The 24,336-nt window shown below is 72.2% G+C and carries 21 protein-coding genes; 12 read left to right on the top strand and 9 right to left on the bottom strand.

Annotated features, from left to right (window positions below; translation table 11 throughout):
• Window positions 1–3: 3 nt before the first annotated feature.
• Both RAN62_RS12125 and RAN62_RS12120 read right to left on the bottom strand, forming a co-directional pair.
• Window positions 4–798 carry an alpha/beta hydrolase gene (locus tag RAN62_RS12125; protein ID WP_305784668.1) on the bottom strand — a complete coding sequence of 265 codons (795 nt, stop codon included), beginning with the start codon at window positions 796–798 and terminating at the stop codon, window positions 4–6.
• A gap of 264 nt (window positions 799–1,062) precedes the next feature.
• The gene (locus RAN62_RS12120) at window positions 1,063–1,776 is read right to left on the bottom strand and encodes an SDR family oxidoreductase (RefSeq protein WP_305784667.1); all 714 of its coding nucleotides are present in this window, start codon (window positions 1,774–1,776) and stop codon (window positions 1,063–1,065) included.
• A 77-nt stretch (window positions 1,777–1,853) separates the two neighbouring features.
• On the opposite strand from RAN62_RS12120, the gene RAN62_RS12115 reads away from it, so the two are divergent.
• Both RAN62_RS12115 and RAN62_RS12110 read left to right on the top strand, forming a co-directional pair.
• Window positions 1,854–2,603, top strand: a complete 750-nt coding sequence (locus tag RAN62_RS12115; protein ID WP_305784666.1) for a helix-turn-helix domain-containing protein — start codon at window positions 1,854–1,856, stop codon at window positions 2,601–2,603.
• The gene (locus RAN62_RS12110; protein WP_305784665.1) at window positions 2,600–3,109 is read left to right on the top strand and encodes a DinB family protein; all 510 of its coding nucleotides are present in this window, start codon (window positions 2,600–2,602) and stop codon (window positions 3,107–3,109) included. Before RAN62_RS12115 ends, RAN62_RS12110 begins: the two co-directional genes overlap by 4 nt.
• Before the next feature lie 45 nt (window positions 3,110–3,154).
• Here the strand turns inward: RAN62_RS12110 and RAN62_RS12105 are convergent, their stop codons facing one another.
• Entirely contained in the window at window positions 3,155–3,826 is a 672-nt protein-coding gene (locus RAN62_RS12105) for an SDR family oxidoreductase (RefSeq protein WP_305784664.1), read from the bottom strand.
• 328 nt (window positions 3,827–4,154) lie between these two features.
• On the opposite strand from RAN62_RS12105, the gene RAN62_RS12100 reads away from it, so the two are divergent.
• Together RAN62_RS12100 and RAN62_RS12095 are read left to right on the top strand one after the other, a co-directional pair.
• On the top strand, window positions 4,155–5,000 hold the full coding sequence (locus tag RAN62_RS12100) for a PfkB family carbohydrate kinase (RefSeq protein WP_305784663.1): 846 nt from the start codon (window positions 4,155–4,157) through the stop codon (window positions 4,998–5,000).
• A gap of 84 nt (window positions 5,001–5,084) precedes the next feature.
• Entirely contained in the window at window positions 5,085–6,488 is a 1,404-nt protein-coding gene (locus RAN62_RS12095; RefSeq protein WP_305784662.1) for an FAD-dependent monooxygenase, read from the top strand.
• On the opposite strand, the gene RAN62_RS12090 is transcribed toward RAN62_RS12095, so the two are convergent.
• Together RAN62_RS12090 and RAN62_RS12085 are read right to left on the bottom strand one after the other, a co-directional pair.
• Entirely contained in the window at window positions 6,476–7,552 is a 1,077-nt protein-coding gene (locus RAN62_RS12090) for an aldo/keto reductase (RefSeq protein ID WP_305784661.1), read from the bottom strand. The two genes, RAN62_RS12095 and RAN62_RS12090, sit on opposite strands and share 13 nt — an antisense overlap.
• 83 nt (window positions 7,553–7,635) lie before the next feature.
• Entirely contained in the window at window positions 7,636–9,258 is a 1,623-nt protein-coding gene (locus tag RAN62_RS12085) for an FUSC family protein (protein WP_305784660.1), read from the bottom strand.
• Between RAN62_RS12085 and RAN62_RS12080 the strand changes: the two genes are divergently transcribed.
• The 4 genes from RAN62_RS12080 to RAN62_RS12065 all read left to right on the top strand — a co-directional run bounded on the left by RAN62_RS12080 (window position 9,247) and on the right by RAN62_RS12065 (window position 16,465).
• Window positions 9,247–10,647, top strand: a complete 1,401-nt coding sequence (locus RAN62_RS12080; RefSeq protein WP_305784659.1) for a GntT/GntP/DsdX family permease — start codon at window positions 9,247–9,249, stop codon at window positions 10,645–10,647. The genes RAN62_RS12085 and RAN62_RS12080 overlap by 12 nt on opposite strands.
• Window positions 10,648–10,703: 56 nt before the next feature.
• Window positions 10,704–11,684 carry an alpha/beta hydrolase family protein gene (locus RAN62_RS12075; RefSeq protein ID WP_305784658.1) on the top strand — a complete coding sequence of 327 codons (981 nt, stop codon included), beginning with the start codon at window positions 10,704–10,706 and terminating at the stop codon, window positions 11,682–11,684.
• 178 nt (window positions 11,685–11,862) lie between these two features.
• Window positions 11,863–14,007: a transglycosylase domain-containing protein gene (locus tag RAN62_RS12070; RefSeq protein ID WP_305784657.1), complete on the top strand. Its 2,145-nt coding sequence runs from the start codon at window positions 11,863–11,865 to the stop codon at window positions 14,005–14,007.
• A 136-nt stretch (window positions 14,008–14,143) separates the two neighbouring features.
• Complete coding sequence (locus RAN62_RS12065; RefSeq protein WP_305784656.1) at window positions 14,144–16,465, top strand: glycoside hydrolase family 3 N-terminal domain-containing protein; 2,322 nt, start codon at window positions 14,144–14,146, stop codon at window positions 16,463–16,465.
• Window positions 16,466–16,500: 35 nt separating this feature from the next.
• On the opposite strand, the gene RAN62_RS12060 is transcribed toward RAN62_RS12065, so the two are convergent.
• Window positions 16,501–16,815, bottom strand: a complete 315-nt coding sequence (locus tag RAN62_RS12060) for a hypothetical protein (protein ID WP_305784655.1) — start codon at window positions 16,813–16,815, stop codon at window positions 16,501–16,503.
• 453 nt (window positions 16,816–17,268) lie between these two features.
• Window positions 17,269–17,391: a hypothetical protein gene (locus tag RAN62_RS12055; protein WP_305784654.1), complete on the bottom strand. Its 123-nt coding sequence runs from the start codon at window positions 17,389–17,391 to the stop codon at window positions 17,269–17,271.
• Window positions 17,392–18,046: 655 nt separating this feature from the next.
• Between RAN62_RS12055 and RAN62_RS12050 the strand changes: the two genes are divergently transcribed.
• Together RAN62_RS12050 and RAN62_RS12045 are read left to right on the top strand one after the other, a co-directional pair.
• The gene (locus tag RAN62_RS12050) at window positions 18,047–18,412 is read left to right on the top strand and encodes a hypothetical protein (RefSeq protein ID WP_305784653.1); all 366 of its coding nucleotides are present in this window, start codon (window positions 18,047–18,049) and stop codon (window positions 18,410–18,412) included.
• Between the two features lie 122 nt (window positions 18,413–18,534).
• Window positions 18,535–19,539, top strand: coding sequence for a hypothetical protein (locus RAN62_RS12045; RefSeq protein WP_305784652.1), 1,005 nt, complete (start codon window positions 18,535–18,537; stop codon window positions 19,537–19,539).
• Window positions 19,540–19,566: 27 nt separating this feature from the next.
• Here the strand turns inward: RAN62_RS12045 and RAN62_RS12040 are convergent, their stop codons facing one another.
• Both RAN62_RS12040 and RAN62_RS12035 read right to left on the bottom strand, forming a co-directional pair.
• The gene (locus RAN62_RS12040; RefSeq protein WP_305784651.1) at window positions 19,567–20,250 is read right to left on the bottom strand and encodes a response regulator; all 684 of its coding nucleotides are present in this window, start codon (window positions 20,248–20,250) and stop codon (window positions 19,567–19,569) included.
• Entirely contained in the window at window positions 20,247–21,794 is a 1,548-nt protein-coding gene (locus RAN62_RS12035; protein WP_305784650.1) for a sensor histidine kinase, read from the bottom strand. Before RAN62_RS12035 ends, RAN62_RS12040 begins: the two co-directional genes overlap by 4 nt.
• Window positions 21,795–21,895: 101 nt before the next feature.
• Between RAN62_RS12035 and RAN62_RS12030 the strand changes: the two genes are divergently transcribed.
• On the top strand, window positions 21,896–23,308 hold the full coding sequence (locus tag RAN62_RS12030) for a cation:dicarboxylate symporter family transporter (protein ID WP_305784649.1): 1,413 nt from the start codon (window positions 21,896–21,898) through the stop codon (window positions 23,306–23,308).
• A gap of 178 nt (window positions 23,309–23,486) precedes the next feature.
• Window positions 23,487–24,266: a DUF3472 domain-containing protein gene (locus tag RAN62_RS12025; RefSeq protein ID WP_305784648.1), complete on the top strand. Its 780-nt coding sequence runs from the start codon at window positions 23,487–23,489 to the stop codon at window positions 24,264–24,266.
• The last annotated feature ends 70 nt before the right edge of the window (window positions 24,267–24,336 follow it).

Here is a 24,336-nt window from a genome sequence, read left to right as displayed (position 1 = left end):
CCGTCACCGGGCGTGCTGCAGCGCCCAGTCGAGGGCCTTGTCGGCGACCTGCTCCCAGCCCGGCTCGGCGCAGGTCCAGTGCGAGCGCCCTGGGAACTCGAAGTACTCCGTGACCGTGGTCGCGCCCTTGTAGTGGTGGGCGTTCGACTTGTTCACCGAGGCCGGCATGATGTGGTCGGCGCCGCCCGCGATGAAGAGCAGCGGCGCCCGGTCCTCGTTGTGGAAGTTCACCCACGTCTCCTGCTTGCCCGGGGTGAAGTTGGCCAGCAGCCCGTACGACCAGACCCAGCTGCCGGGCGCCGGGATCGCGTACCGGTCGTAGACGGCCCGCGACTCCTCGGCCGACAGCGTGTTCGTGAACGCGTAGTGGAACTGCTCGGGGGTGAAGCCGGCCGCCTGGTGCCGCTTCGCCGGGTTGCTGAGGATCGGGAAGAGCGACTTGATCTGCGACGGCGGGTTGACCCGGATGCCCTCCGGCGGCGCCGAGTCGATGACCACCCCGGCCCGGCCGTGCCCCCGGTCGAGGAGCAGCTGGGTCAGCGTGCCGCCGAAGGAGTGACCGATGATGATCGGCTTCTCGTCCAGCGCGGTGATGACCTTCTCCAGGTGGGCGACGGTCTCCGGCACGGTCAGGTTCGCGATGACCGACGGGTCGGCCCGCAGCGCCTCGACCTCGACCTCGAAACCCGGGTAGGCCGGGGCGACGACCGTGTGGCCCTTGCCCTCGTAGTAGGAGACCCAGTGCTCCCAGCTGCGCGGGGTCATCCAGAGTCCGTGCACCAGGACGATCGTGCTCATGCGGCGTGCTCCTCGCGTCGGTCGCGGCCGGGTTCCCGTGGAGTCGAGCATCCCGGCGGCGGGCGGCGGAAGCCCGGCTTCCCTCAGGTGCGGGAAGAGGCACTCCGTCCAGAAAGGACCCGCTGGCACAGACCGGTCGAGCGCGACCCGGAAGGGCGGCAGCTCCGTGTCGTCCGCCGCCGGCCGCAGGGGGTGCAGGGCGGCGTACGGGACATGGACCTCGGCCTGCACCCCGGCGACCGTGAGCACGCGCCCACAACAGAACTACGCCTGGGCGAGCGGCCGCACCTGGAGCTGGTTGACGACCACGTGCGGCGGCTGCGAGACGATGTGGAGGATCGCGGCGGCCACGTCGGCGGCGTCGAGGTTGCGCTGGACGGCCATGACGCCCTCGATGCTCTCGCGGACGGCGGCGACCGTGATGCCGGCGGGCAGTTCGGTCGCCGTGAAGCCGGGCTCGACGATGCTCACGCGGACGCCGGTGGGCTGGATCTCCTTGCGCAGCGACTCGGAGAAGCCGTTCACGGCGAACTTGCTCGCGTGGTAGACGGCCGCGCCGGGGAAGGTCTCGCGCCCGCCGATCGAGGAGATGTTGACCAGGTCGGCCGAGCCGGCGGCCTGCAGGTGGGGCAGCGCGGCGTGGGTGACCAGCATCAGCCCGAGCACGTTGGTGTCGAGCGTGCGGCGCCAGTCGGCCACGTCCGCGCCGAGCACCGGGCCGACGGGCATCACGCCGGCGGCGTTGACGACCAGGTCGAGGCCGCCGAGTCCGTCGGCGGCCGCGGCCACGGCGGCGCGGACCGAGGACTCGTCCGTGACGTCCAGCGGGAGGGCCAGGTCCGCGTCGAGCCGGTCGGTGCGGCGGGCTCCGGCGGCGACCCGGGCGCCGGCCTCGCGCAGGGCCCGGACGGTGGCGGCGCCGATGCCGGAGGAGGCCCCGGTGACCAGGGCGTGGCGGTCTTTGAGGGAAGAGGTCATGACGTCGACCCTGGGCCCGGCGGCCGCGTTTCCCCAGGCCCTGCCGGGACCACCTTTTCCCCGGCTAGATTGGGGCGATGCGCGGTGACCTGGCGGATTTCCTGCGCGCCCGGCGCGCGCTCGTCGGACCGGCGGCCGTGGGCCTGGTCCCGGGCGGCCGGCGGCACGTGCGCGGGCTGCGGCGCGAGGAGCTGGCGCTGGTCGCCGGGATCAGCGTCGACTACTACGTGCGGCTCGAGCAGGGACGCGACCGGCACCCGTCGCCCGCGGTGGTGGGTGCGCTGGCCCGGGCGCTGCGGCTCGACGCGGACGCCACGGCGCATCTGCACCGGATCGCGGCCGGGCCGGTCGAGCCCGCCGGCGGGGCGAGCGTCCGGCCGTCCGTGGCCCGGCTCGTGGACACCTCGCCCTGGCCCGCGGTCCTGCTCGACGGCACGCTGACCGTGCTGCGCGCCAACGCCGCCGCCCGGGAGCTCAACCCCCGGCACGAACCGGGGCGCAGCCTGGTTCGCGACGCGTTCCTGGACCCGGCGACCGCCGCGCTGCACGTGGACGTCGCGGCGGTGCGGGCGGAGTGCGCGGCGGCGCTGCGCTCGGCCGGCGGGGCGGAGGAGCTGGTGACCGAGCTGCTGGCGGCGAGTGCGGCCTTCCGGGAGCTGTGGTCGCGGGCGGACGTCTCCTACTGCCGCACGGGCACCAAGCTCTTCGATCACCCGGTGGCCGGCCGGCTGTGCCTCGATTACGAGACGCTCGACGTGGGGGAGAGCGGCGGACAGCGGCTCCTCGTCTACAGCCGGGCCGGGGCGGATGATCTCATGGCCGGATGACCACCGACGACCGCATCGGCCCGCCGCTCACCGGAGGCGAGCGGGAGACCCTGCGCGCCTTCCTCGACTATCACCGCGCGACCCTGGCCCTGAAGTGCGCCGGGCTCACCGACGGCCAGCTGCGCGAGCAGTCGTCGCCGCCGTCCACGTTGAGCCTGCTCGGGCTCGTGCGGCACCTGGCCGAGGTCGAGCGCACCTGGTTCCGCCGGGTGTTCGAGGACCACGACATTCCGCTGGTCTGGTCGGACGAGATGAACTTCCAGGCCGCGTACGACGCGAGCGGCTCCACCCGCGCCGAGGCGTTCGCGGCGTGGGAGGCCGAAGTGGCGCACGCGCGCCGCATCGAGCAGGCGGCCGATTCGCTCGACGCCGTGGGCTACCAGCCGCGCTGGGAGCAGGAGGTGTCGCTGCGGATGGTCATGGTGCACGTGCTGCTCGAGTACGGCCGGCACAACGGTCACGCCGACTTCCTGCGCGAGGGCATCGACGGCGTGACCGGCGCCTGAGAGCGGCTTGACCGGCGCCGGGAAGCGGCGCGGCCGGCGCCTTTGTCAGCCCGCCAGGCCGGCTTTCACGGCGCGGGTGACCTCGTCCGCGATGATCTCGTCCCGGCCCTCGGCGATCCCGTCTAGAGCGATCGTGGCGACCAGGTCCGGCGCGATCTTCTGGTCGGCCGGGATGTGCGCGGCCATGTCGGTGTCCATGTAGCCCACGTGCAGCGCGCTCACCTGGATGCCGCGCGGGGCGAGCAGGTCGCGCACGGCGTTGGTCTGCCCCCACTCGGCCGCCTTGGCCGCCGCGTACGCCCCGGCGCCGCCCGGGTGCAGCCACGACAGCACGGACAGCACGTTGAGGATCGCGCCGCCGCCGTTGGCCTCGATGACGGGGGCGAAGGCGCGGGTGACGGCCAGCGTGCCGAAGTAGTGCGTCTCCATCTCGGTCCGGACGCCGGCGAGGTCGCCGGTGAGCAGGTTCGTGCCGGTGGCGCTGCCGGCGTTGTTGATCAGCAGGGTGACGTCGCCGGCGGCCGCGGCGGCCCGGGCCACCGAGTCGTGGTCCGTGACGTCGAGGTGCAGCGGGACGACCCCGGGCAGGTCGACGGTCCGCGGGTCGCGGGCGGCGGCGTAGACCTTCGCCCCGCGCTGCGTGAGCTGCTCGGCGAGGTGGCGGCCGAGACCGCGGTTGGCTCCGGTGACGAGGGCGACGGCGTTCGTGATGTCCATGCGGAAAGATTATGACCGTCATCTAATAGCGGCAAGCTTGGATGACGTACGTCATATAACCGCGCCGGAACCCGGAAAAGTGCTCACGATCAGCGCGTCCCGGCAGCTCAGTGCCGTGATCGTGTGTCAGGATCACGGCCGGGACACCGCCGTCGAGGGGAGCGGACCGTGAAGAAGGTCGCCGGCTGGATTCTGCTCGGCCTCGTCGTCTTCTAAATCGGCACCAACCCGGAGCCCGCGGCCGACATCGCGCAGGGCATCGGGGACGGCGTCGCCGAGATGTTCCGCAACGTCGGCACGTTCTTCTCCGAGCTCGCCGACTGAGCCGGTGCCGGCCCCGCGGATCGTCTGCGCCGGGCTCGCCACGGTCGACCTGATCCAGCGGGTCGAGCGGCTGCCCGGCCCCGACGAGAAGGTCGAGTCGCTGCGCACCGACACCGCGGCGGGCGGCCCGGCCACGAACGCCGCCATCACCGCCGCGGCGCTGGGGGCCGACGTCACGCTGGTCACGGCGGTCGGCCCGCATCCGCTGGGCGGTCTGATCCGGGCCGACCTCGCCGCGTACGGGATCCGCCTCGTCGACACGGCGATCGGTGACGCGCCGCCGCCGGTGTCCGCGGTGACGGTGCTGGACGCCACGGGGGAGCGGACCGTGGTCAGCCGCAATGCCCGGGGCGCCGCGGTGGGCGTACCCGATGATCGGATCTTCGCCGGGGCGGACGCCGTGCTGGCGGACGGTCATCACCCGGACCTCGCCCGGGCGGCCGCGCGCAGCGGGCGGCCGCTGGTGCTCGACGCGGGCAGCTGGCGGCCGGTCTTCGCGGAACTGCTCCCGGTGGCGACGGTGACGGCCTGCTCCGCGGTGTTCCGCCCGCCGGGCGGCGGCGAGGTCGAGGCGGCCCTGCGCGCGCTCGGGGTCCGGCAGGGGGCGATCACGCACGGGCCCGATCCGGTGCGGTGGTGGTCGGGCGAGGCAGCGGGCGAGCTGGTCGTGCCCGCGGTCCAGGCGGTCGACACGGCCGGCGCGGGCGACGCCTTCCACGGCGCGCTGGCAGTGGCGATCGCTCGCGGAGCGGACCTGACCGACGCCCTGCGCCGGGCGATCGAGGTGGCGACCGTGCGGGTCCAGCACCGGGGTCCGCGGTCGTGGCTCGCGGCGCTCCCTGCCCCTTGACCATACCGGGGCACAGGGGGCTTGCGGCAAGACCCCCCGTTTCGTCCACAATCGGCGCTCCAGCTGCGGAAATGGGGGATATCGGTGACGGATGTGCTGATCGTGGGGGCGGGGCCGGCGGGGCTGATGCTGGCGGGCGAGCTGTGCCTGGCCGGGGTGCGGCCGCTGGTGCTGGAGCGGCGCTCGGAGCCCTGGGAGGGTGCGAGGGCGGGCGGGCTCGGCGGCCAGATCCTCGGTCTGCTGCGGATGCGGGGCGAGCTGGAGCGGTTCGAGGCGGCCGCGCACCAGCCGCTTCCGGCGCCCCGCTTCCCGTACGGCGGGGTGCACCTGGATTTCACCGGTCTGGAGGATGCTCCGATGCGTGCGATCGGGCTGCCCCAGGCACGGCTCGAGCGCCTGCTCGCCGACCGGGCCCGGGAGCTCGGCGCGGAGATCCGCCACGGGCACGAGCTGACCGGTCTGCGGCAGGACGAGCACACCGTGACGGCGGAGGTACGCGGCCCCGCCGGCGCGTGGACGGCCGAGGTGCCGTACCTCGTGGGCTGTGACGGTCCCCGCAGCCGCGTGCGGGAGCTGGCCGGCATCGGGTTCCCGGGCACCACCTATCCGGAGGTCAACCGGATCGGTCGCGTGACCGTCCCTTGTCTCGACGGCGGCGAGCTCGACATCCCGGGGCGGGGCCGGATGGCGGCGGGGTTCACGCGGACGGACACGGGCGTGTTCGCGTTCGGCCCGGCGGGGGACCAGGAGATTCTCGTGTCCGTCACGCTCGACGAGGAGGACACGTACGACGACGACACCCCGATGACGCTCGCCGAGCTGGGTCACAGCATCCGGCGCGTACTCGGGGCGGAGCTGCCGATGACGGGCTCCACGCGGCTGTCGCGGTTCACATTCAAGGCTCGGCAGGCGTCGGCGTACCGCAGCGGGCGGGTCTTCGTGGCCGGGGACGCCGCCCACCTCTTCCCGGCGACCGGGGTGGCGCTCAACGCCGGGCTGCTCGACACGGTCAACCTCGCGTGGAAGCTCGCCGCCGCGGTGCGGGGATCGGCACCGGCCGGGCTGCTGGACACCTATCACGCCGAGCGGCACCTGGCCGGGGCGCGCACCCTGCTGCACACCCAGGCGCAGGTGGCGCTGCGGCGCGGGCTCGACCCGGCGGCCGACGCGCTGCGCGAGATCTTCCAGGAGCTGGTCGCCGACGAGCAGCCGCTGCGCCGGATGGGAGCGCTGCTCGCCGGCGACGTCCGCTATCCCGGGCCCGGTACGCACCCGCTCGCCGGCACCTTCTGGCCGGGTGAGCCGGGCTTGCTGCGCGAGGGCCGGCCGGTGCTGCTCGGCCCCGAGCCCGTGCTCGCCGAGGCGGCCGAGTGGAAGGACCGCGTCGACCTGCGACCCAGCGACAGGGCCGTGCTGCTGCGACCGGACGGGCACGTCGCCTGGGCGGACGGGCCGGGGCTGCGGGAGGCGCTCGCCTACTGGTTCTGAGGCGCCCAGCGCTCGTTGTCGAGGATCGGCCGGCGCGCGGCGTGGCGCCGGTCGGTCACCTCGCGCCAGCGGTCGCCGTAGACCATGGCGACCATGTCCTCGCGGTTCATGACGTCGGCCGGGAAGACCGGCGGCGGCTCGCTCACCGCGTCCAGCCGGCGCAGCGCGTCGTCGTCCAGCTCGACGCCGGCGGCCGCGAGGTTGGCGGTCAGCTGCTGCTCGCTCGTGGCCCCGAGCACCGGGACGATCGTGCCCGGCCGCGAGCGCAGCCACGCGAAGGCGACCTCGGCGGGCGTCCGGCCGGCGGCCCCGGCGACGGCCACGACCTCCCGGACGACCTCGTCGTCGCCGTCCCGGGTGAAGTCGAACCCGCCGCGGTCCCGCCGCCCCTGCCCGCCCGTCAGATACTTGCCGGTGAGCCGGCCCTCGGCCAGCGGTCCCCAGGCCAGCACGGCCAGGTCGTCGGCCCGGGCCACCGGCAGCAGCTCGGCCTCGGGCGTGCGGCTGAGCAGGTTGTACCGCGCCTGCACCCCCACGAACGGCGACCAGTCCCGCAGCTCGGCCAGCGTGTTCGCCCGCGCGATCTCCCAGGCCGGCCAGTCCGAGACGCCCACGTGCAGCACCTTGCCCGCGCGCACCTGGTCGTCGAGCGCGCGCATCAGCTCGGGCAGCGGCGTGAGCGTGTCCCGCGCGTGCACCCACAGCACGTCGATGTAGTCGGTGCCGAGCCGCCGCAGGCTCGCCTCCACCGACCGGGCCAGGTTCTTCCGGTGGTTCCCGGCCGAGTTGAGGTCGCCGGGCGTGGTCTGCCCGGTGAACTTCGTCCCGACCACGAACCGGTCCCGCCGCCCCCGCAGCGCCCGCCCGACGATCTCCTCCGACGTCCCGCCGGTGTAGACATCGGCCGTGTCGACGAAGTTGCCGCCCGCGTCCGCATAGACGTCCAGCAGCCGCGCGGCCGTCTCCTCCGGCACGCCCCACCCCCAGCCCTCGCCGAAGGTCATGGTCCCGAGCGCGAACTCCGAGACCCGCAGGCCCGACCGGCCCAGCAGCGTGTAGCGCATGACAAATCCTCCCGAGTGACGTGACCCCTCGAGACTCGTCCGGCGCTCGTGCCGCTACCAGGCCGCACCGCACCCAGGGAGTGTCAGGCGGACCGGGCGAGGGCGAGGCGGGCGTTGCGCTCGGCGGTGAGGACGCGGTCGGTGGCGGCGGGGGTCAGGCCCGGTTCGCCGGAGGCCACGTCGTACGCCTCGCGCAGCGCCGTGAGCTGGGCGACCAGCAGGCGCTCGGCGGCGCCGGGGCGGGTCTCGCGGGTGCGGGCCAGGCCGGCCGTGGTGTGCTCGCAGGCGGCGACGGCCAGGTCGAGGTGCTTGGCGGCCACCCGGGTGCGGACGGCGGCCGCGCACAGCAGGCCGATGACGCAGCCGAGCACCGTCTGGACCAGCCGGTCGCGGAGCAGGTCGAGCGGCGGTGTGGCGGCGCCCAGCTCGCCGACGAGCAGGGCCAGGGGCGTGACCGCGAGCATGGCCAGCCCGTAGTTGCGGATGACGAGCAGCTCGGCGACGACCTGGGCGGCGACGATGCCGGCCACGAGGGTCCACGTGTCGCCCGGGAGGGCGAGGGCCAGCGCGGCCACGACGAGGCCGGCGAGCGTACCCAGGGCTCGTTGCAGGCCCCGGTGCAGCGAGACCAGCAGGTTGGTGCCCTGCAGCACGGCCACGGCCGACACCGCCGCCCAGTACGGGTGGCCGAGCCCGGTGAGCTGGGCCAGCAGCCCGGCGACGGCCCCCGCGGCCAGCGCGCCGAGGGCGACCCGGGCCGCCGCGACCAGCAGCGGGCCGCCGAGGGCGGTGCCCCGGACGGGACCGCGCAGCAGATCGCGGTAGCCGGAGTCACTGAGATGACGGCCGGTGATCCCGGCCGCCTCCGTGGCCGTGGACGCCACTTCCGGCACGGGACCGCGGCGGGCGACGGCGTCCGCGAGGCCGAGCAACTCCTCGCGCGTGCCGAGCCCGGCCAGCGCGGACTCCGCCCGGGCCACGAGCGCCTCGAGGGCGGCGGCACCGCGGGCGGGCAGGGCGGCCCAGGCCTGGGCGACGGCGGTGGCGGCCAGATGGCGTACGCGCAGACCGGCCGGACCCGCGGGCGCGTCGAGCACCCCGGCGGCGCGGCGCAGGGCTCGCGCCACGGCGAGGCGGCGCGGGGCGTCCCGGTCGACGGCGGCGCCGGCCATGGCGATCACCCAGGCGGCGGCGGCCGCCCCGGCGGTCAGGGCGGGGTGGCGCCACAGGTCGGCGGTCGTGGCGGGGACGGCGGCGGACACAGCCGTGGCGAAGGCGAACATGAGGCCGGCGGGCGGGCCGACCCGGAACACCGCGCACAGCCAGGTGGCGGCCGCGCCCACCAGCGAGACCGCCACGATGCCCGGGAGCTCCGGGGCGGCGGCGAGGGCGGCGAGCGTACCCAGGAAGACCGCGACGGTCAGGCCCAGGCCGGCCGCCGCGACCACCCGCCCGCGCGAGCGGTAGTGCGCGTCGCGCGCGTAGAGCGCGGCGAACGAGCCGAACGTGGCGATGCCCGCCCAGGCGGTGTGCCCGGCGAGGATCAGCGCGACCAGCGGGAGGGCGACGGCCAGCCCCGCCCGCAGCGCGAACGCCCAGGCCGCGTCGGCCGGGCGCAGGCGGGCGGCGTCCCGTACCCACGACCCTGGCCGGGCAAACGGTTGACCGCCCGGAAGTTTGGGTACGGCCGCGGCATGCCTGATCACGTCCTCGCCGCGGAGGCGATCACCTCCGCCAGTGACGGCCACCTCGTCCTGGCCGCGGTGCTCGGCATCGCGGCCGTCATCCTCCTCATCGCCTGGGCCAAGTGGCATCCGTTCCTCGCTCTCATCGTCGGCGCGGCCGTGCTCGGCCTCACCGCGGGTGCCGCCGCCGGCGACACCGTCGACTCCTTCACCGCCGGGGTGGGCAGCACGGTCGGCAGCGTCGGCCTGCTGATCGCCCTGGGCTCGATGATCGGCGCCCTGCTGTCGGAGTCGGGCGGCGCCGACGGCATCGTGGGCACGATCGTGCGCCGCTTCTCGGGCAACGCGCTGCCGTGGGCCCTGGCCGGTGTCGCCGCTCTGATCGGCCTGCCGCTCTTCTTCGAGGTCGGCGTGGTGCTGCTGGTCCCGATCGTGCTGCTCGTCGCCCAGCGTACCGGGATGAACCTGCTGAAGATCGGCATCCCCGCCCTGGCCGGCCTCTCGGTCCTGCACGGCCTCGTGCCGCCGCACCCCGGGCCGCTGGTGGCGGTGTCGAGCCTCGGCGCCGACCTCGGCCTGACCTTGGCCTTCGGCCTCATCTGCGCGATCCCCACGGTGATCATCGCGGGGCCGGTCTTCGGCAACTTCATCACCCGGTACGTGCACGTGCCCGTCCCGGCCCGGGTGGCCGACCCGGTCGACACCGTCAAGGAGGAAGGCGTCGCCGAACCCGCCCGTCGCCGGACTCCGAGCTTCTGGGCGGCCGTGGGGACCGTGCTGCTGCCGATCGTGCTCATGCTGCTGCGCGCGATCGCCGAGCTGACCATGGACGAGGGCACCCGGGTCCGGACGATCTTCGAAATCCTCGGTGAGCCCGTCGTCGCCCTGCTCCTCGGCCTGCTGCTGGCCATGGTGACCCTGGGCCGCGGCGCGGGCTTCAACCGCTCGGAGACCTCCGCGGTCATCGGCGGGTCGCTGCCCCCGATCGCGGGCATCCTGCTCATCGTGGCCGCGGGCGGCGGTTTCAAGCAGGTGCTGGTCGACGCGGGCGTGGGCAACGTGGTGGCCAACGCGGCCGAGTCGGCGAACATCTCGGCCCTGCTGCTGGGCTGGCTGGTCGCGGTCGGCATCCGGATCGCCACCGGCTCGGCCACCGTGGCGACGATCACGGCCGCGGGCATCGTCGCGCCGCTGGCCCAGACGCTGGACAAGCCGGAGGTGGCGCTGCTGGCACTGGCGATCGGCTGCGGGTCGCTCTTCTTCTCGCACGTGAACGACGCGGGTTTCTGGCTCGTCAAGGAGTACTTCGGGATGACCGTGGGCCAGACGATCAAGACCTGGTCGGTCATGGAGACGATCATTTCGGTCGTCGGATTCGTGTTTGTCCTGCTCCTCAACCTCATAGTGTGACGTTCGGCTCGCCCGTTTCTCATGATCATCACAGGTGAACGGGCAAGACTCACGGCATGCGTAGACGGACTCTGTTGCTCGCCCTGGCGGGCGCCGCGGGGGCGGGCAGCCTCGCCGCGTGCACGGCGGAGACCGACATCGGGATGTCCGGCGCGACCGTCGCGTCCGCGTCGGCCGTCCCGATCCTCGCCTCGACGACCGCGTCGTCGCTGGCCGCCCGGGACATCACCGCGCCCTACACCCCGCCGCCGGGGACGGCCCCCGGCCGGGCGTACGCCGTCGGCCGCCGCGTCCTGGACTTCGCCCGCGACGACCGATCGCTGCCCACCACCGTCTGGTATCCCGCCTCGGTCTCCGGTGACGACGTCACTCCGCTCGGCGGCCGCTACCCGCTCGTGCTCTTCAGCCACGGGCTCACGTCGCAGCCGGCGGACTACGCGGACATGCTCACCCGCTGGGCCCAGGCCGGTTTCGTGGTGGCGGCGCCGACCTATCCGTACACGTCGTGGACCGCGGACGAGGCCGGCCGGCTGAACGCCGACGACATCGTCAACCAGCCGGCGGACGCCTCGCACGTCATCGACCTCATGCTCGCCCAGGCCGGCACGATCACGTCGGTGATCCATCCGGGGCGGCTCGCGGCGGCCGGGCACTCGGCGGGCGGCATCACCACGGTGGGACTCCTCAGCGCGCGCCGTGACGAGCGGCTCAAGGCCGGGATCGTGTTCAACGGCACCGACTTCCAGGGCGCCGAGTTCTCCGGGCCGGCCGCCGCGATGCTGTTCGTCCACGGGCGCAAGGACACGACCGTCACGTACCGGGCGGGGCACACGGTTTTCGCGGCGGTGCCGTGGTCGCGGGCCATGCTGTCGATCACCGACGGCGGCCACGTGACGGAGAGCGCCGACTTCGAGGCCACTACTCAGACCTCCACCGAGTTCCTGCGGTACGCGCTCTACGGCGACTCGGCGGCGAAGAAGCGACTCCCCGCGGCGGCCGCGACCGACGGCGTCGCCACGTTCGAGGACCAGCTGTGACGAACGCCGCATCGGAGCTCGCGAGGCGAGGAGTGGCGGGCTGAGCAGCGGGGCATAGAGGGCCGCGGCCGATCTCCCGTGGCGCAGGTCACGCAAGGCGCAAGGACAGTCGCAACAAGTGGGCAAAAGGGGTGACCCTGAGAGGTGGTGCTGGATCTCCGTGGCTAACGTGGATCGGGTGACTTTCTGGACCCGAAAACGCGATCGCTCCCTTTTCGCCAACACCGGATCGTTGGTGGTCTGCGGGTTGCTGGCCGGCGTGGTGGTCGCGGCCGCCTCGTTCCCGGCCGTCGCGATGTCGGGCCTGGCGGCCAAGGCGGGCTCCGAGGGCTTCGCCGAGCTGCCCAGCCAGCTGGCCGATCCGGCCGCGCCGCAGGTGACGCGGATCTTCGCGGCCGACGGCAAGACGCAGCTCGCGGTCATGTACGACGAGTTCCGCAGCGACGTCGCGCTCGACGACATCTCCAAGAACATGCAGGACGCCATCGTGGCGGCCGAGGACCACCAGTTCTACACGCACAACGGCGTCGACTTCAAAGGTGTCGCCCGCGCCTTCGTCAACAACAACAAGGGCGGCTCGCAGCAGGGCGCGTCGACGCTCACGATGCAGACCGTGCGCATGACGCTCGCCTACACGGCCAAGACGCCGCAGGAGGCGATCGACGCCACCAAGGACAGCCCCGAGCGCAAGATCACCGAGATCAAGTACGCGATGCAGCTCGAGAAGGAGCTGACCAAGCAGGAGATCCTGCAGCGCTATCTCAACATGGCGCCCTTCGGCAACGGGGCCTACGGCATCTACGCCGGCGCCCAGGTCTACTTCCAGAAGAAGCCGAAGGACCTGTCGATCGCCGAGGCCGCCCTGCTGGCCGGCATGGTGAAGGCGCCGACGGCGTTCGATCCCACCACCGCGAGCGGCTACCCGCAGGCGCTGGACCGGCGCAACTACATCATCGACAACATGCTGAGCCTGAAGATGATCACCGCCGACCAGGCGGCGCAGGCCAAGAAGGTCAAGCTCGGCAAGACGACCAAGCGGCCCGGCAACGGCTGTGTGTCGGTGCAGAAGAACAACTGGGGCTTCTTCTGCGACTACTTCGTGCGCTGGTGGATGAGCCAGGAGGCGTTCGGCGCCAACTCCTACGAGCGGGAGCGGCAGCTCAAGACGGGCGGCTACAAGGTCGTCACGTCGCTCGACCTCAACGCGCAGGCCTCGGCGCGCAAGGAGATCCTCGACGTCACCAGTGACGACAGCAAGAACGCACTGCTGCTCGCGGCGGTGCAGCCCGGCACGGGTCAGGTGCAGGCCCTCGCCGCCAACCGCAAGTACAAGCTGGACGACCCGTCCGACCCGAAGAACCCGCTGAGCTCCAACCCCGAGCTGGCGGACAAGGGCGTGCGGGCCACGTACCCCTACACCACGAACCCGATCATCACCGGTGGCACGGGTCTGCCCGGCTACCAGGCCGGTTCGGTGTTCAAGATGTTCACGATGGTGGCCGCCCTGGAGAAGGGCATGGGGCTCGACCACTCGATCACGGCCGGCTCGACGTACAAGTCGATCTATCCGATCTCGCCCAGCTCGGACGCGGCCTGCCCCGGCACGTCGTACTGGTGCCCGCGGAACGCGTCGGAGAAGGAGGCCGGCACGTTCAACATGTGGACGGGCTTCGGCAAGTCGGTCAACACGTACTTCGTGCCGCTCGAGGAGCAGGCCGGCGCGGAGAACGTGGTCGACGTCGCGAAGCGCTTCGGCATCCAGTTCCGGGCCAAGGCCGACGCCGACCTGGTGGCCACGAAGGACTCGGCGCACCTCTTCGGCGCCTTCACGCTCGGGGTGACGCTGTCCACGCCGCTGGACATCGCGAACGCCTATGCGACGCTTGCGGCCGACGGCATGTACTGCAAGCCGACGCCGGTCAAGTCGATCACCGCGGCCAACGGCTCGAAGGTCGCCGCCGGCCAGCCCAGCTGCACCCGGGCCACCACCAAGGACGTGGCCCGCTCGGCCCTCGACGCGGCCCGCTGCCCGCTCGGCGACCAGGCCCAGCTCGGCAGCTGCGGCGGGGCCACCGCGCCGCAGGTGCGGGACGTGGTCGGGCACCCGGTCTTCGGCAAGACCGGCACCACCGACGGTGACAAGACCGCCTCGCTGGTGGTCGGCACGCAGGAGTCGGTCATGGCCGGCTACCTGGTCAACCCCGACTACTCCAACCACAGCGACCGGATGGACCACGGCGTGGTCAACCCGGCGGTCTACCGGACGATGGCCGACTACATGAAGGACAAGCCGGTGGAGGAGTTCAAGAAACCCGGCGAGTGACCCCGGAAGTTTCAGCGACCGGCGCCGGTGACCCTCGGGGTCACCGGCGCCGTTTCCGTCTTGCGCGGCGGCGACCGGACGGGAGAGACTGCGGGCACCGTCCGGAAGATGTCCGGAACTTTCGGTGGGGAGTGTCATGACCGCAGTGCACCCGGCCCCGGTGTGGGCCGATCCGGAGCGTTCGAGCGAGGAGCGGGCCGACGCGCTGCTCGCCGCGATGACCCTCGAGGAGAAGCTCGCCCAGCTGGGCAGCGCCTGGCCCGGCTTCGCCACCGAGAGCACCGGCGAGGTGGCGCCCATGCAGGAGGTCTTCGCCGCGGGCAACCGCACCCTCGAGGAGCTGGCCGAGCACGGCCTCGGCCACGTGACCCGGCCCTTCGGCACCAGCCCGGTCACCGCCGCCGACGGCCGCAAGCGCGTCGCCGAGCTCCAGGCCGTCGTCGTGGCCGGCAACCGCTTCGGCATCCCGGCGATCATGCACGAGGAGTGCCTCACCGGCTTCACCACGCTCGGCGCGGCCGTCTATCCGACCGCGCTGGCCTGGGCCGCCACGTTCGACCCGGCGCTGGTCGAGCGGATGGCCGCCGCGATCGCCGACGACCTGCGCGCCGTCGGCATCCACCAGGGCCTGTCGCCGGTCCTCGACGTCGTGCGCGACTACCGGTGGGGGCGCGTCGAGGAGACGCTGGGCGAGGACCCCCACCTGGTGGCGATGCTCGGGGCGGCGTACGTGCGGGGGCTGGAGACCCACGGCATCGTCGCGACCCTCAAGCACTTCGCCGGCTACTCGGCCTCCCGCGCGGCGCGCAACCACGCGCCGGTGCCCATGGGCCCCCGCGAGCTGCGCGAGATCATCCTGCCCCCGTTCGAGACCGCCATCCGCGCCGGCGGGGCCCGGTCGGTCATGCACTCGTACGCGGAGATCGACGGCGTCCCGGCGGCCGCCGACGCCGAGCTGCTCAGCGGGATCCTGCGCGACGAGTGGGGCTTCACCGGCGCGGTCGTCTCCGACTACTGGGGCGTACCGTTCCTGCAGACCATGCACCGCGTCGCCGGCAGTGCCGCGGAGGCGGGCGCGCTGGCCCTGACCGCCGGCGTCGACGTCGAGCTGCCGCACACCGCGGGCTTCGGTCCCGATGTGCTGGCCCTCGTCGACCCCGACGTCGTGCACCGCGCCGCCCGCCGCGTCCTCGTGCAGAAGGCCGAGCAGGGGCTGCTCGACCCGGACTACGCGGTCCCCGGCGGCCCCGTGCCGGACCTCGACGCGCCGCACCACCGCGCCCTCGCCCGCGACATCGCCGAGCGCTCGATCATCCTGCTCGCCAACGACACCGGCGTGCTGCCTCTGACCCCCGGGGCGGCGCCGCGCCGGATCGCCGTGGTGGGGCCGTGCGCCGACGACGCCCAGGCGTTCATGGGCTGCTACTCCTACCCGAACCACGTGCTCGGCGACTACCCGCAGTACGGCATCGGCGTCGAGGCCGACTCCCTGTGGACGGCGCTGCGGGCGGAACTGCCCGGCGACTCCCTCGTGCTGGAGGCCGGGTGCCCGGTGCGCGACGAGGACCGTACGGGCATCGAGGCCGCCGTGGCCGCCGCGCGTGACGCGGACGTCTGCGTCGCGGTGGTCGGCGACCGGGCCGGGCTCTTCGGCCGCGGCACCTCCGGCGAGGGCTGCGACGTCCCCGACCTGACCCTGCCCGGCGTCCAGGCCGAGCTGGTCACGGCCCTGCTGGCCACGGGTACGCCGGTCGTCCTCGTCGTGGTCTCCGGCCGCCCCTACGCGCTGGGCGACTTCACCGGGGCCGCCGCGATCGTGCAGGCCTTCATGCCGGGGGAGGAGGGCGGCCCGGCGCTCGCGGGCGTGCTCAGCGGCCGGGTCAACCCCAGCGGCAAGCTCCCGGTGCAGGTGCCGCGGCTGGCGGGCGGGCAGCCGGGGACGTACCTGCAGCCGCCGCTCGGCACATGGAGCGAGGGCGTCAGCAACCTGGACCCGCGGCCCCTCTTCGGCTTCGGCCACGGGCTGTCCTACACCCGATTCGAGTACGCCGACCTGGGCCTGAGCGCCACGGAAACGGCCACGGACGGCTCGCTCGACGTGTCGCTCGTGGTCCGCAACACCGGCCCCCGCGACGGCGCCGAGATCGTCCAGCTCTACGCCCACGACGTGCAGGCCCCGGTGACCCGCCCGCTGCGTCAGCTGATCGGCTTCGCCCGGGTCCCGCTCGCCGCCGGCGCCGCCGCCCGGGTCACCTTCACCGTGCACGCCGACCGCACGTCCTTCATCGGCCGTGATCTGCGGCGGGTCGTGGAGCCGGGCGCGGTGGAACTCTTCGCCGGGCCGTCGGTGACCGACCTGCCGCTGTCGGCGACCGTGACGCTCACGGGAGACCGGCGCGTCGTCGGCCCGAACCGGGTCCTCGACACGCCGGTCACGATCACGCCGGAGCGCTCCTGATCACCAGCCGGCGCAGTGCTGGCCGGCGCTCCTGATCACCAGAAGCGCCGCTTCTTGTAGTGCCCGTGGAAGCGGTAGTGCCCGTGGTAGCCGCTGCCCCGCTGCCGGTAGTGCCCGTGGAACCCGCCGCCCCGCCGCCGGTAGTGCCCGTGGTAGCCATGCTGGTAGGGGCCGGCGGGGCCACCCTGCCAGCCGGGGTGGCCGTACTGCCCGTAGTGGTGCTGGCGGCCGAGGCGATGGTTGACCTCGCGCAGCATGCCGTTGACCATGGGGTTGTGCCCGTGGTGGGCCTTGCGCTCCAGCTTCGAGGCCACCATGCCGAGCACCAACCGCTTGAAGAAGCCGCTCACCGTTCCCTCTCCCTGGGTCCAGCCGTCCATCACCCAAGGTAACCCCGCCTGTCGAGCCCACCCTGAACCGCGCCTGTCACTTTCCTGGGAGCCCTACGCTGACACCCGTGCTGACCGCAGCTCTCCTCCTCGGCGCGGTCGTCCTGCTGACCGCCGTCATCGCCCCCTCCCGTCGCGGCGGCGGCGACGATCTGGTCGGCACCCAGATGAAGAAGGCTGGCCCGCCCGCTCCGCGCCGGTCCGGGAACGCCCCGTCGGTCGTCCTCGACGCCGACGTACGGCGGCAGGTCGAAGAACTCGCCCTGCTCGGCCGCCGCGTCCGGGCGATCGAACTCGTCCGCACCGCGACCTCGCCGACGCCGAAGCCGCCATCCGCCGCCTCTGAGCCGCGCCGCTGGTTTCGAAGTGGCACACAAATGGGGCCGCACAGGTGTCCGGCCCCATCTGCAGCACTCAGATCCAGTCGCGGACCTCCATCGCCGAGCGGATGAGGGATCCCACTGCAGCGGTCAGCTGGACGATCCAGACCACGATCTGAAAGCGGTGCGTCCGTCCTCCGCGATCACTTGCATCCACGACGACCCTCCTCTTTCCCAACCTGCCATCACCGGACGATCCGGAGATGGACACACTCCGCTCGAGGTCTTCACCTCGAGCAGGTGCCGCCCGGCTGGGAACTCCCTCAACGGGAAGGGTCAGGTCACGAACAGCTCCTCGGATCGGGGAAGTCGGGCGTGCTGCCACCCGCTACCGGAAAGCGTGGCACGCCATCGATGGTGATCACAACCGGCGGACAGGCCGATCTCGCATCAGGGTGGACGTGACGTACACCTATGTTCATCAAGGACCCCGGGTGCATGGCCGGGTGGTGACTGGCGCGAGTCACCGGACGCCGACCTGGACGGCCATCAACCACTTATGGGACGCGTATCTGTCGAGCAGCCACGGGGACCGGCTGCGGGTGCCGAGCCGGGTGCACGGCCACTGCCTCGAACTGGACATGCTGACGCTCAAGCCGGGCGACCTCCAGGGGCCCCGACCATGGTGTATCCGGCGCTCCCGGATCGGACGCCCGCTCAGGCGCGTCTCGCCGCACGCCGCGCGACGACGGTTACAGAGTTTTGGCGGTCTTGTGCGCCTCCGGAGCGAGACTTCCGGCCGAACGCCGAAGTTGGCATACAGGTAGGCAGTACTCACCCGCATGCTGAAGGAATCCTTCCAAGGAGGTCTCATGGATCCGGATCCGGTCGGCGTGGTGGTCGGGGCAATGTGTCAAGGCGCCGTGGCGGCGCTGTCGCGGGGCAGCGAGGACAGTGTGATGACTGCCTATGCAAGGTTGCGCGACAAGGTACTGCGACGCGGTAGGGAAGCCGCGCTGGACGTCGAAACGCCACACGAGGAGTTGCTCGAAGTCATAACCGCACTGCGTGGGATCGTTGAACGTATGCAACTGTCCCACGACGACGTGTTGGTACAGGAGGCCGAGTCGGCTCGGGAAAACTTCGTCATCAACATCTACGGGGGTCAAGGCACCGTCAACCATCCGCAGGCGGCGATCCACCAAACCTTCAATAACAGCACCGAAAGAGTGTCGTGAGGTACCAGTGGCGCAGGCGTCGGCTCCTACGGGTAAGAGCCGGCGATGCGCAAGCTGTTGCCGCGGACGGCACCGGAATTCTTCGCGCTGCTGGTCTGCCCGCCGCCGGGCCTTGGTCGACGATGCCCTCCAAGTCGCTCGGCCGGGTCATCACGCCGGTCCGCGCTAAGCCTCTTGAGCTTCAAGTTCTCGCACCTAACAACGGCACCGCGACAATGCGCGGAGAGATGCGTAGTTCTTACGCGCTCAGGATCAGCCGATCCCGCACAGTCGTCATCGGCACTTCGAACAAGCTTCGAGTTCATTACCGATACCGCGTCAAGCAGCTCAATGTCCGGTCGGCCGATCTTCGATCGATCGAACGGGCGGCTGCGGACTTCTATCAAGGACGCGACCTGCATCGGCCGGTGTCCCGCGGGGAGTTTCAACACTTTCGCACCTGTCTCCGGCGACGGATGAGTCACGCGGCTCCGGAAGCGCGGTCGATACCCAGCCGGGCACTTCGCGTCGAGCGCCCGTCGATCCTGTCACTGGTCGGATGCGCCGGAGTCGTGTTCGCTCGCAACCGCACCGTCACCTCACGCCAGAACCTCGACGTTCGTCGTGCCGAGCTTCGCTTGTGCCAGTTGATGGCCAAGGACACTCGCATCGTGCGGGATCTGTTCGCCGCGGTGCGGTCCCCGCGGCCTTCGGCTGACAAGCTGTACGGTGCGATCACCGACGCTGTGAGACGCGCTCCGGCGGAACGTCGGCTGGCGGCAACCATCGGATACGGCCGGGTCGACCAGATTTCGTCGGGAGAGCCCGACGAGATCAGCGGTGCGGGCGCCCTCACGCTCGGAACGGATAATCGCATCGAGCAGAAGTCAGTCACCTTGGGAATGAAGCACGTCCGACGGTTCCGCCTCCATCTGACACAGGCGGAGCCGAATACCGAGGAAGTGAGGCGTGCCGAAGAAGAAGCTTCGCCGGAGCTACTCGAGGCTGCGGCGGGGCGCTCGATGGCGCCGGTCGTGATCCACCGAGCATCGATGCACGGCTACGACGAAGGCAGGAGTTGGCACCCGAAGAACGCCGAGGTGCCCGAGCCAGGCGTGGAAAGAGGCATCGATCGCGGCATGTGGTGACTGACGGCGGGCCGCATTCGGCAAAGACTAGGCCGGCCGGTATTCGACCTCGGGCCGCCCCGGGGCGCCGTACCGGGAATGGCGTGCGACCCGCCCGGCGTCGGCGAGATGTTCCAGGTAGCGGCGTGCGGTCACGCGGGAGGTGCCGATGCGGGCGCCCAGCTCGGCGGCGGACAGGCCGGTGTTCGGGGCGAGGCCGCGCAACGCCGCCAGGACCAGGTCGAGGGTGTGGGGGTCGAGGCCCTTGGGGAGGGAGTCGTGGGCCGGGCCGCGGAGGGTGGCGAAGGCTCGGTCGATCTCGTGCTGGGCGGCGACCTCGCCCGTGCCGGGGAGCTGGGCCCGGTAGCGGGCGTAACTGTCCAGCTTGTCGCGGAAGGCCGCGAAGGTGAACGGCTTGAGCAGATAGTGGGTCACGCCCAGGGCGACCGCCTGCCGTACGGTCGCCACGTCGCGGGCCGACGACACGGCGAGGACGTCGGTCTGGCTGCCGGCGGTGCGGAGGGCGCGGGCGATCTCGAGGCCGTGCTTGTCGGGCAGGTTGAGGTCGAGAAGGACGAGGTCGACCTCGGCGCCGCGGAGGAAGGCCATGGCGTCGCGGGCGGTGTGGACCGTGCCGACGACGGTGAAGCCTTCGAGCTTTTCCGTGTACGCGCGGTGGGCCTCGGCGATCAGCGGTTCGTCCTCGACGACGAGGACGCGGATGTCACTCATGAGGCGGGGAGCCTGACGGTCAACGTGGCGCCGCGCTCGTCGCCGCCCGAGGCGATCGCGTAGCTCCCGCCGTACCTGTCGGCAACCTGCCGGACCAGTGACAAGCCGACGCCGCGGCCCGGGCCCTGCTTGGTCGACCAGCCGCGCCGGAAGGCCGCGTCGGCCTGGTCGGCCGGGATGCCGGGGCCGGTGTCGCTGACCCGGACCAGCACCTCGCGCTCGTCCTGGCGGACCAGCACGCGCACCCGGCGCGGCGGCTCGGCCAGCGCGACCGCCTCGAGGGCGTTGTCGACGAGGTTGCCGACCACCGTGAGCAGGTCGCGGGTGGGGACGCGCTCGCTGTCGAGGCGCGAGTCGGGCTCGACGGTGAGTTCGACGCCGCGCTCGCCCGCCTGGGCCGACTTGCCGAGCAGCAGCGCCGCGAGGGCCGGCTCCTCGACGGCGCCGACGACCTGGTCGGTGAGCTGCTGCGCCAGCGCCAGCTCGGCGGTGGCCAGATCGATTGCTTCCTCCGTACGCCCCAGCTCCACCATGGTCAGCACAGTGTGCAGGCGATTGGCCGCCTCGTGGGCCTGGGCCTGCAGGGCGGCCGTGAGCCCGCGCACCGACTCCAGCTCGCCGGTCAGCTCGCGCAGCTCCGTGTGGTCGCGCAGCGTCAGCACGGTGCCCAGGCTGCGGCCCTCGAAGCGGGTCTCGCTCTGGCTCGCCACGAGCACCCGGTCACCGGCCAGGACCGGCTCGTCCACGGTGGTCCGGCGCGAGGCGATCAGCTCGGCGGCCTCGGCGGGCAGGTCCAGCTTCCCTTCCGGTACGCCCAGCAGCCGCCGCCCCTCGTCATTGATCAGCGCCACCTGGCCGTCGCGGTCGACGACCACGAGACCTTCGCGCACGCTGTGGAGGACGGCGTCGTAGTACTCGTACATGCGGGTCATCTCGGCCGGTCCCAAGCCGTGGGTGAGGCGTCGCAGCCGGCGGCTGAGCAGCCAGGCGCCGAGGCCGGCGAGGAGCAGCGCGACGCCCGTGGCTCCGGCGACCGCGGGCACCTGGCGCAGGAGGCTGCGGTTGATGTTGTCGGTGGTGATGCCGACCGAGACGAGGCCGATGATGTCGTTGCCCTTGCGGACCGGCACGACGGTGCGCCAGGAGTCGCCGAGGCTGCCCTCGTACTCCTCGATGACCGTGCCGCCGGCGAGCGCCGCTCCGACCGTACCGGCGAAGGGTTTGCCGATGAGCGAGACCGTCGTGTGCGTGTAGCGGGTGCGGTCGGGGGCCATGACGACGATGAAGTCGGTGCCGGTCGCGTGCCGGGTGGCCTCGGTGTAGGGCTGCAGGAGGGCCGTCGGGTCGGGGCTGGTCAGCGCGTCGGCGACGAAGGGCGAGTGGGCGATCGCCTGGGCCACGCCGGTCACTTCCTCGACCGCCGCGTTGCGGGCGTCGCGGCGGGCCAGCAGCACGGCGCCGGCCGTCCCGGCGGCCACCAGCAGCGTCACGATCAGCACCTGCAGGGCGAAGAGCTGCCCCGCGATGCTCCAGCGTCGCCTCATCGGACTCCCGTGTTTCGCGTTGTTCGTCGCAGCGTTTCCGATCGATGAACAGAATGAACGCAAGCGTGCCTCGTAGTGAGACCTGCACCACAGTCTGCGGCATGGCATACCAGACCACCGCTCCGGCCAGGCGGGACCGCACGCACTATCTCTATCTGGCGGTGATCGGCGCCGTTCTGCTCGGCATCGCCGTCGGCTTCATAGTCCCGGACTTCGCCGTCGAGCTGAAACCGATCGGCACCGGCTTCGTCAACCTGATCAAGATGATGATCAGCCCGGTCATCTTCTGCACGATCGTGCTCGGCGTCGGCTCCGTGCGGCAGGCCGCCAAGGTCGGCAAGGTCGGCGGCCTGGCGCTCGGCTACTTCCTGCTCATGTCCACCGTCGCGCTGGCGATCGGCCTGATCGTCGGCAACATCATCCACCCCGGCTCGGGCCTGCACCTGAGCCCCGAGATCGCCGAGACCGGCCAGAAGCAGGTCGGCGAGACCGGCGGCGAGGGCACGGCCGACTTCCTGCTCGGCATCATCCCGACCACGCTGGTCTCCGCGCTGACCGAGGGCTCGGTGCTGCAGACGCTGCTCGTGGCGCTGCTCGTCGGCTTCGCCGTGCAGGGCATGGGCGAACGCGGACAGCCGGTCCTGCGCGCGATCGGGCTCTTCCAGCGGCTCGTCTTCAAGATCCTCGCCATGATCATGTGGCTGGCCCCGATCGGTGCCTTCGGCGCCATCGCGGCGGTGGTCGGCGCCACCGGCATCGACGCCCTCAAGAGCCTCGCCGCGATCATGCTCGGCTTCTACGTCACCTGCGCCATCTTCGTCTTCCTGATCCTGGGCGCGCTGCTCTGGGTGTTCGCCCGGATCAACATCTTCGCGCTGCTCAAGTATCTCGGCCGCGAGTTCCTGCTGATCCTCTCGACCTCGTCGTCCGAGTCGGCGCTGCCCCGCCTGATCGCCAAGATGGAACACTTCGGCGTCAGCAAGCCCGTGGTCGGCATCACCGTGCCGACGGGCTACAGCTTCAATCTCGACGGTACGGCCATCTACCTCACCATGGCCTCGTTGTTCATCGCCCAGGCCATGGACGACCCGCTGTCCATCGGCGAGCAGATCTCCCTGCTGGCCTTCATGATCATCGCGTCCAAGGGCGCCGCGGGCGTCACGGGTGCCGGTCTCGCCACCCTCGCCGGCGGCCTGCAGAGCCACCGCCCCGAGCTCCTCGACGGCGTCGGTCTCATCGTCGGCATCGACCGCTTCATGTCCGAGGCCCGCGCCCTCACCAACTTCGCGGGCAACGCGGTCGCCACGGTCCTGATCGGCACCTGGACCGGCGAGTTCGACCGCGACCAGGCGCAACGGGTGATCGGCGGGGGCGATCCCTTCGACGAGTCGTCCATGGACCCCGACTCCCACGGCGACGATCCGATCCCGCCCAAGGTCGAAGCCGCCGCGCCGGCCGGCCCGCCCGCCGCCGACCCCGGCCCGTCCGGGGACACACCGTCGGCCTCCCGCTGACATCTCCTCCTTCGACCGCTGTTCCCTCAGCCGCGCGAGCCCCTCGGACGCGGCGGCAGGCCCCGGGTCTCGTACCCGGGGCCTGTTCACGTCCTCCGCCTTCCGCGCGCACCCCGAACGGGGTCGGCCGGGCGGATTCACCCTGGTCCCGCCTCATCCGCCACCCCACGCTGGGGCGATGAAACGACTCCTCGCCCGCACCGTGCTCGTCCTGACCGTCCTCGCCGGCGGCCTCGCCGGCGTCGCGTCCCCGGCCGCCGCCGCGCCCCAGCACCAGAACGCCAACATGTACGCGTTCTGGAACTTCCGGGGCGCGAGCGGCTTCTGGAACGTCGACCAGCAGGTCCGCGTCTCCCGCAAGGCCCACCACACGTACTGGGCGCTGAACTTCGACTTCGCCGCCACCCCGGGCGAGGGCGGCTACACCGGGCTGCAGACCGACGGGCTCCGCTTCGACCGGTCGTCCGGCGACACCGCGATCTTCTCGCTGTGGAACGCCAACGGCATCCGCGGCCGGGGCTGCGGGTCGTTCGGCGGGGAGGGCAGCGGCCTGAGCTGCCGGATCGCGTACCCGATCCGCACCGACCGGTTCTACCGCTACCGCGTGTGGCGGCTCGAGACCGACTCGCGCGGCCAGTGGTGGGGCGCCTGGGTGCAGGACACCCGGACCGGCCGCGACACGCTCATCGGCCAGATCCGCGTCGCCCGGTCGAAGCGCCTGACCGGCGTGCCGATGAACTTCAGCGAGTACTGGGGACCGGCGCGCTCCTGCGACGGCGTGCCCGTCTCGACGGCCTACTTCACGCAGCCGGCGGCCAATTCCCGGGGCGGGGGCCGCTATGAGTACGGGTCCACGTTCGCCCGGAGCACCCGCAGCACCTGCACCGGCGGCTCCACGTCGCTCGTCCGGGTCGGCACCACCCGCGCCGCCAAGGTGACCATGGGCGGCCGCCGCTGAGCCGTGCGCCGAGGGCGGCCGCCGGGAGGGTGTGCGCCGAGTGCGGCCGCCGGGAAGGTGTGCGCCGACG

Source organism: Symbioplanes lichenis (assembly GCF_030709675.1).
In the GTDB taxonomy this organism is placed as follows: domain Bacteria; phylum Actinomycetota; class Actinomycetes; order Mycobacteriales; family Micromonosporaceae; genus Actinoplanes; species Actinoplanes lichenis.
Note: the sequence above shows the minus strand (reverse complement) of the source record. Positions and strands in the feature narration are given on the sequence as shown.